The sequence below is a fragment of the Ruegeria sp. YTSC002 genome (assembly GCF_059609845.1).
The window spans coordinates 181,677-194,459 of sequence record NZ_JBXWML010000002.1 but is presented as its reverse complement, the minus strand read 5'-3'; the positions used below and the strand labels follow the sequence as shown (position 1 = coordinate 194,459).

Below are 12,783 nucleotides of genomic sequence, written 5' to 3'. Positions count from 1 at the left end.
AATCCCATGCAGACGCGCCGCATACGCTGGCACATCGCTGTTTTCCTTGCACCTGCGGTGCTGGTCTACACGGCGGTGATGATCCTGCCCTTGTTCAACACGCTCCGCCTTGCGCTGTTCACCGAAGTCGATCAGGCGCGTGTGTATGTGGGGTTGGAGAATTTCCGAACCTTGTTCCTTGATCCGCTGTGGTCCGCGCAATTCTGGAATGCGCTGGGCAACAACTTCTGGTTCTTCCTGATCCACATGCTGGTGCAGAACCCCATCGGAATCGCCCTGGCCGCGATCCTGTCACACCCGAGGCTGCGCTTTGCCGCACTGTACCGGTCGGCCATTTTCATTCCGACGATCCTGAGCTTCGTGATTGTGGGTTTTGCCTGGAAACTGATCCTGTCTCCGCTTTGGGGGATTGCGCCCTCGATGCTGGACGCTGTTGGCCTGAAATCCCTGTTTGCTCCGTGGCTGGGCAAGGAAGAATACGCGCTGACGACTCTGGCGCTTGTCTCGGTCTGGCAATTTGTCGGCATCCCGATGATGCTTATCTATGCCGCCCTGCTGTCGATCCCTGAAGAAATTCTTGAGGCCGGCGAGATTGACGGGATCACAGGAGCTTCGGCTTTCTGGAAAATAAAACTGCCGCTGATCCTGCCCTCGATCGGGATCATCTCGATCCTCACATTCGTGGGCAATTTCAACGCATTCGATCTGATCTATGTCTCTCAGGGCGCGCTGGCGGGACCGGATTTTTCGACCGACATCCTGGGCACCTTCATGTACCGCACATTCTTCGGCTTCCAACTGCAATTGGGTGATCCGTATATGGGATCCGCCATTGCCGGTGCCATGTTCGCCATCATCCTTGTAGGTGTTTGCATTTACCTTTTCGGCATCCAGACCCGGATGCGCCGGTATCAGCTGTGAGGGCTCTGCAATGAACAAAGCGCGCACGAATCCGCTGAATACCGCCGCAATGCATGGAGCGTTGATCCTTTACACTCTGATCGCCCTGTTCCCGGTTTTCGTGATCATCATCAACAGCTTCAAAACGCGCCGTGCCATCTTTCGCGAACCGCTTGCCTTGCCTGATGCCGAAAGCTTTTCCCTGATCGGCTACCAGACGGTGATGAAGCAGGGGGATTTCTTCCTCTACTTTCAGAACTCGCTGATCGTCACCGTGGTTTCACTGACCTTTATCCTGCTGTTCGGTGCCATGGCGGCCTTTGCCCTCAGCGAATACCGGTTCAAGGGCAACATGTTGATGGGGCTCTATCTGGCACTTGGGATCATGATCCCGATCCGCATCGGCACAGTGGCGATCCTGGAGATGATGGTCGCAACGGGGCTTGTGAACACGCTTTGGGCCCTGATCTTCGTCTACACGGCACAGGGCTTGCCGTTGGCCGTGTTCATCCTGTCCGAGTTCATGCGCCAGGTCAGTGATGACCTGAAGAATGCGGGGCGCATCGATGGGCTTTCGGAATACACGATCTTTTTTCGGTTGGTGCTGCCTCTGGTCCGGCCCGCCATGGCGACCGTCGCTGTTTTCAACATGATCCCGATCTGGAACGATCTCTGGTTCCCGCTGATCCTGGCGCCCGCGGAAGAGACCAAAACCCTGACGCTGGGCAGCCAGGTCTTCATCGGCCAGTTTGTGACCGATTGGAACGCGGTTCTTTCCGCGCTCAGCATGGCGATCCTGCCGGTTCTGGTGCTCTACGTGATCTTCTCGCGCCAGCTGATCCGTGGCATCACCTCAGGAGCTGTCAAATGACCCGGGTTCTGATCGCTGGTCTTGGCAACATGGGTCTGAGCCATGCCTTGGCCCATCATCGTCACCCCGACGCACGGATCGTGGGACTGGTCAACCGATCTGGTCGAGTGGACCATCCCGACCTGTCAGGCTATCCGGCCTATACGGATTTTCAGGCGGCACTGGCCGAGACAAACCCCGATCTGGTCGTCGTCGCAACCTATTCCGACAGCCACGCAGACTTCGCCTGCGCCGCAATGGAAGCAGGAGCGCATGTCTTTGTTGAAAAGCCACTGGCCACGACGGTTGCGGACGCCAGACGCGTGGTCGCAAAAGCAGTGGAAACCGGCCGGAAACTGGTGATCGGATATATTCTGCGGCACCACCCGTCATGGATGCGCCTGATCGCGGAGGCGCGCGAACTCGGCGGGCCTTATGTCTTCCGTCTGAACCTGAACCAGCAAAGCAGCGGGGCCGAATGGGAAACGCACAAGGCCTTGATGCAGACGACGTCCCCTATCGTCGATTGCGGCGTGCATTACGTCGATGTGATGTGCCAGATCACCGATTCCGATCCCGTCCGCGTGCATGGTATGGGCCTGCGCCTGAGTGATGAGATTGCCGAAGACATGTATAACTACGGCCAGTTCCAGGTGATCTTCGAAGACGGCTCAATCGGCTGGTACGAGGCCGGCTGGGGCCCGATGATGTCCGAAACCGCGTTCTTCGTGAAAGATATCATCTCACCCAACGGCTCGGTCTCGATCACTGATGGGAACAAGGGCGCATCGGCCGATATCGACGGTCACACTAAGGTTGGCGGTCTTCTGGTTCACCGCCCCGAAGGTGATCAGACGATCGACCTGCCCGATGAACCCGGCCATCAGCAACTCTGCGACGCCGAGCAAGCCTATATGCTGCGCGCCATCGCCGAAGATATCGATCTGTCCCGCCACATGAACGACGCGGTGCAATCGCTGGCCATCTGCCTGGCCGCTGATGAAAGCATCCGTACCGGCCAACCCATTTCGCTGAAAGAGGCACGCACATGACCGCCCTGACGCTGCAAAACGTGAACAAGTCCTTCGGCACCGTCGAGGTCCTCAGGGATATCAACATCGAGGTTGACGAGGGCGAATTCGTCGTCTTCGTCGGCCCTTCGGGATGCGGTAAATCCACCCTTCTGCGTGTCATCGCGGGGCTCGAAGATGTGACGTCAGGCGAGGTACGCATCGGCGGTGAGCTCATGAACCTCACACCGCCCTCAAAACGCGGTATCGCAATGGTGTTCCAGAGCTATGCTCTCTACCCCCACCTGAACGTGCGCAAGAACATGTCATTGGCGCTGAAACAGGAAGGCCAGAGCAGGCAGGTCATCGAAGAGCGTGTTGCCAGGGCCAGCAAGATGCTGAACCTCGAACCTTACCTTGACCGGTATCCTTCCGAATTGTCCGGTGGCCAGCGCCAGCGCGTCGCCATCGGTCGTGCCATCGTCCGGGAACCGAAGCTGTTCCTGTTCGACGAGCCTCTGTCCAATCTCGATGCGGCCCTGCGTATGAATACACGGTTGGAAATCGCGAACCTGCACCGGCAGCTTGACGCTTCGATGATCTACGTGACCCACGACCAGACCGAGGCAATGACTCTTGCCGACAAGATCGTCGTCCTGCGCGACGGGCGTGTGGAACAGGTCGGCAGCCCGATGGAGCTTTACAACAACCCCGCCAACCAGTTCGTGGCCGGTTTCCTTGGGGCGCCGTCGATGAATTTCTTTCCCGCCAGCATGATCGGCGAAAGCGCAGACATTACAACGGGAATCCGGCCGGAAGACCTGTTTTTGTCTGATGATGGCCCGGTTGTCGCAAACGTCACCCATGTCGAACATTTGGGCGGTGACACCAACGTAATTGCCATGATGCAGGATCACCAGATCACCGCGCGCCTGTTCGGGCAGCATCAGGTTGAAGCCGGTCAGAGCATCCGATTTGGATATTCTCCAGGCAGGGTCTATCGCTTCGACGCCCAGGGTGCGCGTCTCGCGTGACACTCACTGACGCAGGGCTTTGGGGGCCTAAGTCAGCCGGCTTTTCCATGCAGTGCCGCCTAAACACCACCGGCTATTCTGGTATTTCGGGTGAACATGACCGGCCCGGATGACGAGACCGCGCGGAAATCGGCCGCGCGACCCGCCAAAGCGCGATAGAACTGGCGCAATCCCGGTTCGATATCTGCGGCAAGTTTTTCGCAATGCTGACACATGCGCACGATGTCGCCCTGAGGTTTTCGGGTTCTCAACGCTGCGATCAACTCACCATGCCGTGCAACGAGCTCCTGGAACGCGTCGGTCTTCCGCAAAGTGGAATCTCCCACCAGAACAAAAACGGGCTCTGGGTTGGTTTTGCCTTTCAGGTCAACATGGCCGGCCTGCAAAAATGCCAGGTCATCTCGACCGGCTTGATACACCCCGTCTGAGACGACAATGTCATACTCGACCGTTCGACAGCATTGTTCGATCCGAGCCGAAACATTCACGACATCTCCGATAACCGTATAGTTGAACCGTTTTTGCGATCCTATGTTGCCGACGCAGGCCTGCCCCGTGGCGATTCCGGTTGCCAGCGCTATCGGCTTTCGGTTCCGCATGATGTCGGATGCGTTGAATTGTGCCAAAGCACCTCGCATCCTGAGCGCGGCAAGCGCTGCGCGGCATGGATGGTCGGCAACGGGCAAAGGTGCGTTCCAGAAGGCCATGATGGCGTCACCTATGAACTTGTCGATCGTACCACGCTCATGCAGGATCTGATCCCCAAGCTTGGAAAACAGCGCATTCAGCAAGGATACAAGTTCCGTTGCCGACGCGGACTCGGACAGAGCGGTAAATCCCCGGATATCCGAAAACATCACGGTGATTTCCTGACTTTCACCGCCCAATTGAAGCTGGTGACCCGAATTCTCCATTTCATCAAGGATTTCCGGGGCCACGTAATGCGAAAAGACTTTTCGAATTTGGCGCTTTTCGCGCTCGGTCGATACGAAAAGATACCCCGCCAGCAGACCGAAATTTGCGATGCCTCCAATCAGGGGAAAAGTGGCGTCGAACAGGATGGATTGGTTCTGAAAAACCAGCCAGCTGATGGCCAGAACGGCTGCGGCGGCAATGCCACCGGCGATGAAGGATGCGATGGCACCAAAGCTGGACATGACGGCAATCACCACAAGCCCCAGAAACGCAAAGGCAAGCAGTTCCTGCGCCGCAGTCACGTCAGACCGGCTGAGCATATCACCGGTCAGAATCTGTTCGATCATCTGGGCATGAATTGAAACACCGGGGACGCTTTCGCCCAGTGCCGTCTGATGAATATCGAACAAACCGGCAGCGGAGGTTCCGATCAGGATTATTCTGCCTTCGATTTCGGATCGCAGCCCGGGGTTTTCGGAATCTTCCAGAACATCCCTGGCTGAAATGTAAAGGTCGGGGCTGCCCCGTCGGTATTTCAGCCAAAGCTCGCCATTCTCGGTTGTCGGCAAACGGTATCCGGCGATTTCGACCGCCAGCATGATGCCAGCCTCGTCAGGCGCGCCTTCCACGAAAATACTGGTCTCACCCAGGGCGACTCTGAGGGCTTCAACTGCAAGGCTTGGCAGCGGACCGTCCGGACCGTTCCATAGAACCGGCGCACGTCTTACGATGCCGGTCCCACCGATGGGCGAGACATTGACCCCGCCGACACCTGCCGCCACCAGATCCAACGGTGGCGCGATTGGCGTCCAATGCGGGACCGAGATCAGCCCCTCGGCGGGGCTTTCCCCGAATTCAATGAGCCCGGCCTTGGCCGTAACGGGTTCCCCTTCAGCTGACAATCGCGCGGCCACGCCCAGAACCACGGGCCAGTTGGCCATTTCCATCCCAAGCACGACATCGTTGTCCAGCTTTTCGGCGTGGCGTTCCACAGTCAGTACGCCCGCCAGCGATGGATCGTTCAGAAGGCGAGATGGCGAATACCGGTCGGGTTCGGCAAACAGCATGTCGAAGGCAATCGTCGCGGCGCCATGGCCACCCAGATTTTGAACCAACTGCGCAACCAAAGTGCGGGGCCATGGCCATTGTCCAAAGCTGGCAAGCGAAGCCTCATCGATATCCACGACACGCACGGGGAGTTCGGGATTGAACTCCCGCGGAGACAGTCTTTGCAAAACGTCGAAATAGATCAGACGCGTCATTCGAACGGGGTACGGATCCCACGCCCGGATGAAGCAACCCAAAAGGATCAGACCCAGCCCCACGAGGCGGAAGGCCCATCGCCCGTTCCTGGATTTCCGCAGCTTGTCGCTCACACCATCCTCCAGACAAATGGAACTGGAACTGCGTGTTCAGCAGCAATTCCCGAGCAATTACGGATCAGTTTCTTCCCGCTCTGGTTCGTCCCGTTCGGGTTCCTCAGGTTCCGGTTCTTCCCGTTCGGGTTCCTCTTGTTCGGGTTCTTCCCGTTCAGGTTCTTCCTGCTCTGGTTCTTCTCTGTCGGGCTCCTCCTGCTCTGGTTCTTCCCGTTCGGGTTCTGCATGGTCCGGCTCTTCTCTTTCCGGGTCATTGTTCGCCGAAGGCGAAGGTTCAGTGACCGTATTCTGCGCTTCGCGTTGCTGAGGAGGCGCTCTACCGGCTTCCGACCGGTCCACCTCGACACGCCGTATGGGCGCTCCATCACCTGAACACCCTTCAACCCGTACCTGCAAAGGGGGCAGCAGCCCGTCCTGGGACTGAACGAATGGAAACCCGCTTTTCAGCGCTTGATCGTATTGGGCCTGATCGGCAGGCCGTCCGACACCTCCGTCTCCGCTTGTTGCGAACATGCTGCATTGACGTCCCGAGGATCTGCACGCGCCCTGACTGCCACACATGCGGACCGTACCTTGCAGGACAAGCATCGCGCTTTGTTTTTCCGACACGATCCACATGTCGAAGGTGGTGCCGCGCACGGCCATTGTCGCCGACGGAGTCCTGATCGAGTAAGCTCTCTTTCGGCTTTTCCCGGAAATAAACCGAAAACTGCCACCCAAGGCCTGAACGGCAAAGCTCTTGGCTTTGCGGTTGTTTCGCAGCATGGACACATCCAGCACCATGCGTGCGTTGGGGCCGATGGCAATCTTGGTGTCATCCACAAAAACGATTTGAATCACGCCGGTCCGATCCGTGCTGAGCGCGTCGCCGGACGCAACCTCCATTCCTGAATAAACAGGTTGTGCTTTTCCCGCGCGTACGACTTGGGCGCCTTGTTGGACGCTGATGATTTTTCCAATGTCGGCGATGGTCTGCGACGGTATGGCCACGGCAACGCAAAGAACCATTACAATCTTTAACAACGACAAACTCGAACCCCTTCCCCCAATGGGTTTTGACGCGCGGAAACCGCGCTGTGCTCGACGCTTGCCTCTCAAAAAACGTATTATTATCTTTTATATGCATTAAAAACGTAGACAAATATGCTTATTTTTCGCGCTCTTAGCAAGAATTATGTGAAAACGACGTTCAAAAGTCGCTTTGGGCGCGCTTCTGTGAAGGCTTGATCGGGCGCAGTTTCGCACGTTTACTGCGGGTTAAGCATCTGTTTGGAAAAAGAGCGACTTTTCAAAACTGAACCGACATCAACTTGCTGGTTGTCCTGATGCGCAGTGCAACCTTGGGCGCAGTTGAAATTCCAATTGCGCAACGTATGTCTTGCCATGAACGTACGTATATCAATCCGCGCTGAAGGCCGTTTTGCTTTGCCACCCTACGCGGCTCTTTAATGTGACATGTCCCTCGGGTAGAAACGCAGTTGGGCAAGCTGACGGTCGCTGCCCGATTGTTCCAGCGCTGCAACACGGAGTCTGTTCATGCTGTTTCGTCGCATTATGGTCGCGGCCATGTTTTCTGGCTGTTTGCTGTCCACAGCGTCTGCACAATCCCAGGCCGAATCCTCTGCCCGGCTCTTCGTGGAACTGAACTCGGCCGAGGATGTTGCCAGCGCGTGCAGGTTGACGTTTCTGGTCAAGAATGAAACCGGGCAGCCGATCGACGGCGCCGTGTTCGAAACCGTCATTTTCGACACCGAAGGTGGTGTGTTGAACCTTTCTCTGTTCGATTTTCGCGATTTGCCCGCCGACCGGCCCCGGGTGCGCCAGTTCGATCTTCCCAACAGAACATGTGACACAGTTGGGCAAGCCTTGATCAACGGCGCGAACTCCTGCGTCGTGGATGGTTCCGAAAGTGACATATGCGACAGCACCCTGACGCTGAGCAGCAGGGTGGAAATGGGGTTGTTGGGATGAATCCTCTAGCCGCACTTCGTGAGATATTTGAACTCGGCGGGCCGGTGGTGGCGATATTGATCGCCATGTCGGTTTTGACGCTGGCAGTCACTCTCTACAAGCTCTGGCAATTTGCCGCCTGCGGCGTCGGGCGGCACAGGGTGCTGTCTGAAGCTCTGGCAGCCTGGGACGCAGGAGATCACAGTACGGCACGCGCCAGGCTGGCGGACAGCAGCAGCTATCTTGCCCCTATTGTGGGCGCGGCGATGAACGCATCTGGTGTTCCCGGGGCCGATGACCGGCTGGATGCCGAAGCGGGTCTGGCACTCGCCGGGCTGGAACGTGGTTTTCGCTTGCTGGACACCGTGGCGCAGCTGGCGCCGTTGCTGGGTCTTTTCGGTACGGTTCTGGGAATGATCAGCGCTTTCCAAAGCTTGCAAACCGCTGGATCATCGGTTGATCCGTCACTTTTGGCCGGCGGTATCTGGGTGGCCCTGATCACCACCGCTGTGGGTCTGGCTGTTGCGATGCCAACATCGATGGTTTTGTCCTGGCTTGAAAGTCGAACCGCTCGAGAGCGTGTTTTTGCGGACAAGGCTTTGCGTACGGTTCTGGTTCCCGGTCATTCCATCCAAAGCACAGAGGCGGCCGCACAAGTCCCGGTCGCCCCAGAACATGCGTAACACTGCGCCTTTTGTGCGGCGGCGCATGTCGATGACGCCCCTAATCGACGTGATCTTTCTGCTTTTACTGTTTTTCATGCTGTCCTCAACGTTTTCTCGATTCAGCGAGATCGAGTTGAGCAGCGCCGCCACAGGCGGGAATGCTGATGCTACGCCGCCCGAGCGCCTTTTCGTGCAACTTGGCCCCTCACGTGTTGCCCTGAATGGCCAACCCCTGTCGCTTGAGGAATTGTTCAATCAGGTCAAAGCCGGTCAGGTGCTGGTAAGCCTTGATCCCGGGACAACTGCGCAACGTCTTGTGGACCTGCTTGTCCCGTTGCGCGGGCGCGAAGGTTTGACGGTCAGGGTGTTGGAGTGAGGCAATGATCCGCTATATCCGGCCCGGTCGAAATCGTGATTCCACCATTCCGCTGATCAACGTCGTCTTTCTGATCCTGATCTTTTTTCTGATTGCGGGTACGATTGCACCGCGGTTGGATCCCGATCTGGATTTGGTGAATACTGCGGATCTTGAAGGCCGCGAGCCGCCGGATGCGCTTGTTCTTCATCGGGACGGAACGCTGAGTTTTCGGGGCAATCCGATCGAGGCCGAAGCTTTCATGGCCGCGCATGACTCGGGACCCGTGCGGATCGTACCTGACAGGGATGCGTCGGCCTCTCGATTGATGGAGATCACCAGCAATTTGCGCCGGTTGGGTGCGCCAACCGTTTTTCTGGTGACCGAACAGGCCCTCGAATGATCAGGCGGTCCATTTCTGTTGCAATCATTGCAATTTCGGTTTCCGTACTGGTGCATCTGATCGGCCTGATTGTCACGGTGCCAGAGTTGTCAGATCCGGCTTCCGGGGAACCCGGTACCGACACGATCGAACTCAGCAACGCGTTCGAAGAGTTGGCCGATACCACGATCGAACCCGTACCGCCTGCGCCGGATGAACCGCCAACCCCTCCGGTGGAACCGCCAACCCAGCCGCAGGAGGCAGAAGTTCCGACAAGTGATGCCCGCGTGGCCTCGCCGAATCCGCAAGAGACGTTCACGCCCGATACCGGGGATTCAACGATTATCCAGCCGAGGGCGCCGGATGAGGTTGTCGTGGACCCTGTAGACCAGAACCTGGAGGACGAAGGCGAAGCCGCCGAAGCTGAAGGCGCTGTGTCGGCAAGGCCCGAAGCGTTGGCCGAAACACCCGAGGTGCCGAAGGAAGAGGCGGTTGCTCCGGTTGAGCCTTCTTCTGCCGAAGAACCGGTGTCCGAGGAACAGCAACAGATTGCCGCGTTACCGGTCGAGGTGGCTCCTATTGTTCCGGAAAACACGTCCCCACTTGAACCTGTAATACCAGAAGAAGCGTCGGAACCTCTGGATGACGACGCCGAACTGACCGTACCCGATGCAAGCGTGGACGGATCCGAACAGGCCGTAGCCACGTCATTGCGGCCTCGCCTTCCAGACCGACGCCCGCAACCCACCCTGCGGGGTGCGTTGGATCCGTCAAGCAACTTTGACGCTCTGAGATTTCCGGAACAGACGATTGAATCACCTCTGACGACGTATCAAAGAGAGGGTGTCGACGCCTTCCGGCAAAACCGGGGCGGCACCCGTTCAGGCGGGCGGGGGCCGGGAAATTCGGACAGCACGAACTATGCAGGTCAGGTTCTTGTTCATCTGAACCGGGCGCCGGTCGTTTACGTTGCCGGTCGTGGCTATGCGCGTGTGTTTTTTCAGATTGACCCGGATGGTTCGTTGGCCTGGGTTGATGTCGTCGAAAGCTCCGGCTCGCCGGAAATAGAACGCGCAGCCAAGGAACAGGTTCGAACCGCCGCACCTTTCCCGCGCCCGCCGGGGGGCGTCAGCCGGAAGCTTTCCTTCTACTATCAGATAAGATGACCCGACGGGTCTTGCCTGTAGGACACGATTTGCGATCGCCCCAGAGGCTTTCGCCGAGTTTCCGGATTGCGCGGGTTTGCAGCTTTCATAAAAAAAACTCTTTGGTCGAAAGAATGTGATATAAGAAAAAGTGAATATTATGTTGGCGCGATGAAACCGCCGACACCTCTGAGTATACCTGATTTGGGAGGTCACTTTGTTTCGGATATCTTCTTGTTTGATTTCACTCGTATTGGTTCCTGCTGCTGCTGTCGCCGACGCCGTACCCAGCGAAGAAGCTGCCGAGGGATTGTTTTCTGATCAACCGTATTCCCCTTATGCTCAACGCACATTTCCTGAGCGTCCGCTTTGGGGTGACACTCACCTCCACACTGGACTTTCGTTGGACGCGGGCGCTTTTGGCAACACCTTGCTACCGGACGAAGCGTGGCGATTCGCAAAGGGTGAGCAGGTCATTTCTTCGACGGGTCAACCAGTAAGACTGTCACGACCGTTGGATTGGATGGTTCTCACGGATCACACGGACCTGATGGGGTTTGCTCCGGATTTGCAGGCCGGCAAGCCGGGCGTTCTTTCCGATCCGAAAGGGCTGGAGTGGTACGAGGGGTACAAAGCCGGCGGGGAAGAAGCCGGTAAAGCGGCTTTCGACATCATCACCAATTTTTCGCAAATGACTCTGCCAGAAGTCCTGTTGGAGTCGTACAGCCCCGGTGCCGATGCTTTTGCCTTTACCTGGGAAAGCATTGTTCTGGCGGCCGAGCGGCACAATGATCCCGGCACCTTTACCGCTTTCATCGGCTTTGAATGGACCTCGGTGCCGAAAGGGTTCAACTTGCACCGCAATGTCATGCTGCGCGATGGGCCAATCAGGGCGCTTCAGATGGTGCCGCCGGTCACGCAGCCGCCCTACGGTGATACGGATCCAAAGGCGCTATACGCCTGGCTTGAAGAATATCAGGAAAAAACGGGGGGGCGAGCAGTTGCCTTTGCCCATAACGGAAACCTGTCAAATGGGTGGATGTTCCCAACCGAAGACACGTATCACGGTGGCAAGGTTGACGAGGAATATGTCGCTGCCCGCGCGAAATGGGAGCCCCACTATGAGGTCACGCAGATCAAGGGTGACGGCGAAGCGCACCCTTTCCTGAGCCCGAATGACGAATTTGCGGACTATGAGAACTGGGACGTCGGCAATCTGGATATTACCGAGTTGAAAACCGATGACATGCTGGCCGGAGAATACGCCCGAGAGGCATTGAAACGCGGATTGATGCTGGAAGAAAAGTTTGGCGTGAACCCCTATAAATTCGGCATGGGGGGTGCGACGGACAGCCATACGTCTTTGACCACCGCCGAAGAAGACAATTTCTTTGGAAAATCCGTCAGCGTTGAACCCTCTGCCTCGCGTATTAAGCATCCGTTCATCGCAAATGACCTTGGTGAAATTCCCGGCGATTTGCTTGTCGCCTCCGGATACACGGCGGTCTGGGCCACCGAGAATACGCGCGCGGCGATCTTTGATGCCTTCAAGCGCCGCGAAACCTATGCAACGACCGGGCCAAGGATTGGTCTGCGGTTCTTTGGCGGATGGGATTTCAGTGACGCCGATGTTGAAACCCGTTTTCTGGCCAATGTTGGCTATACCAAAGGGGTGCCAATGGGTTCGGACCTGCGCCCGCGCGAGGGTGAGGCTGCGCCAAGTTTCCTGATCGCCGCTCTGCGCGACCCGGTTGGTGCCAATCTGGACCGCGTTCAAGTGATAAAGGGATGGCTCGACCCAGAAGGTGAATTGCAGGAAAAGGTCTACGACGTGGCATGGTCGGATAACCGTGAGGTCGATCAAAACGGCAAGGTCCCTGCGGTCGGGAACACTGTGGACGTGGACACCGCCAGCTGGACCAACACAATCGGAACGGCCGAACTTGTCACCGTATGGTCAGACCCGGATTTCGATCCGAATGCACGCGCGTTTTACTACGTCCGCGCCATCGAGATCCCAACGCCGCGTTGGATCCTGTACGACAAGCTGAGGTATGGTATCGAATTGCCCGAGGATGCAGTGCTTACGCATCAGGAACGCGCCTATTCGTCCCCGATCTGGTACACCCCGGCAGAGTGATCCGCTCGACCCACGAATTGAGCGCCGGGGCGGTGATTTCCACCTCGGCGAATTCACCACG

At 57.3% G+C, this 12,783-nt stretch carries 12 protein-coding genes; 10 read left to right on the top strand and 2 right to left on the bottom strand.

The window, feature by feature from the left end; translation table 11 throughout:
- Positions 1-6 precede the first annotated feature (6 nt).
- Genes AC2FFD_RS06115 through AC2FFD_RS06100 form a run of 4 tightly spaced genes read left to right on the top strand, consistent with a single transcriptional unit; the run spans position 7 to position 3,794 of the window.
- Positions 7-921 carry a carbohydrate ABC transporter permease gene (locus AC2FFD_RS06115; RefSeq protein ID WP_171169949.1) on the top strand — a complete coding sequence of 305 codons (915 nt, stop codon included), beginning with the start codon at positions 7-9 and terminating at the stop codon, positions 919-921.
- A gap of 10 nt (positions 922-931) precedes the next feature.
- Positions 932-1,771, top strand: a complete 840-nt coding sequence (locus tag AC2FFD_RS06110) for a carbohydrate ABC transporter permease (RefSeq protein WP_170345231.1) — start codon at positions 932-934, stop codon at positions 1,769-1,771.
- The gene (locus AC2FFD_RS06105; RefSeq protein ID WP_496872481.1) at positions 1,768-2,802 is read left to right on the top strand and encodes a Gfo/Idh/MocA family protein; all 1,035 of its coding nucleotides are present in this window, start codon (positions 1,768-1,770) and stop codon (positions 2,800-2,802) included. The genes AC2FFD_RS06110 and AC2FFD_RS06105 overlap by 4 nt, the downstream gene beginning before the upstream one ends.
- Positions 2,799-3,794 carry an ABC transporter ATP-binding protein gene (locus AC2FFD_RS06100; RefSeq protein WP_496872480.1) on the top strand — a complete coding sequence of 332 codons (996 nt, stop codon included), beginning with the start codon at positions 2,799-2,801 and terminating at the stop codon, positions 3,792-3,794. The genes AC2FFD_RS06105 and AC2FFD_RS06100 overlap by 4 nt, the downstream gene beginning before the upstream one ends.
- Before the next feature lie 59 nt (positions 3,795-3,853).
- Here the strand turns inward: AC2FFD_RS06100 and AC2FFD_RS06095 are convergent, their stop codons facing one another.
- Both AC2FFD_RS06095 and AC2FFD_RS06090 read right to left on the bottom strand, forming a co-directional pair.
- Positions 3,854-6,085, bottom strand: coding sequence for a CHASE2 domain-containing protein (locus AC2FFD_RS06095; protein WP_496872479.1), 2,232 nt, complete (start codon positions 6,083-6,085; stop codon positions 3,854-3,856).
- A 57-nt stretch (positions 6,086-6,142) separates the two neighbouring features.
- Positions 6,143-7,093 (bottom strand): FecR family protein, encoded by a 951-nt coding sequence (locus tag AC2FFD_RS06090; protein WP_257601081.1) that lies wholly within the window; start codon positions 7,091-7,093, stop codon positions 6,143-6,145.
- Positions 7,094-7,621: 528 nt separating this feature from the next.
- On the opposite strand from AC2FFD_RS06090, the gene AC2FFD_RS06085 reads away from it, so the two are divergent.
- The 6 genes from AC2FFD_RS06085 to AC2FFD_RS06060 all read left to right on the top strand — a co-directional run bounded on the left by AC2FFD_RS06085 (position 7,622) and on the right by AC2FFD_RS06060 (position 12,722).
- Positions 7,622-8,056: a hypothetical protein gene (locus AC2FFD_RS06085; protein ID WP_170345234.1), complete on the top strand. Its 435-nt coding sequence runs from the start codon at positions 7,622-7,624 to the stop codon at positions 8,054-8,056.
- Positions 8,053-8,718: a MotA/TolQ/ExbB proton channel family protein gene (locus tag AC2FFD_RS06080; protein WP_170345235.1), complete on the top strand. Its 666-nt coding sequence runs from the start codon at positions 8,053-8,055 to the stop codon at positions 8,716-8,718. The genes AC2FFD_RS06085 and AC2FFD_RS06080 overlap by 4 nt, the downstream gene beginning before the upstream one ends.
- A 31-nt stretch (positions 8,719-8,749) precedes the next feature.
- A complete protein-coding gene (locus AC2FFD_RS06075; protein WP_170345236.1) occupies positions 8,750-9,076 on the top strand; it encodes an ExbD/TolR family protein in 327 nt (108 codons plus the stop codon).
- 4 nt (positions 9,077-9,080) lie between these two features.
- The gene (locus tag AC2FFD_RS06070) at positions 9,081-9,458 is read left to right on the top strand and encodes an ExbD/TolR family protein (RefSeq protein ID WP_496872476.1); all 378 of its coding nucleotides are present in this window, start codon (positions 9,081-9,083) and stop codon (positions 9,456-9,458) included.
- Complete coding sequence (locus AC2FFD_RS06065; protein WP_496872475.1) at positions 9,455-10,603, top strand: energy transducer TonB family protein; 1,149 nt, start codon at positions 9,455-9,457, stop codon at positions 10,601-10,603. Before AC2FFD_RS06070 ends, AC2FFD_RS06065 begins: the two co-directional genes overlap by 4 nt.
- 196 nt (positions 10,604-10,799) lie before the next feature.
- Positions 10,800-12,722, top strand: coding sequence for a DUF3604 domain-containing protein (locus AC2FFD_RS06060; protein ID WP_170345239.1), 1,923 nt, complete (start codon positions 10,800-10,802; stop codon positions 12,720-12,722).
- Positions 12,723-12,783: the final 61 nt, after the last annotated feature.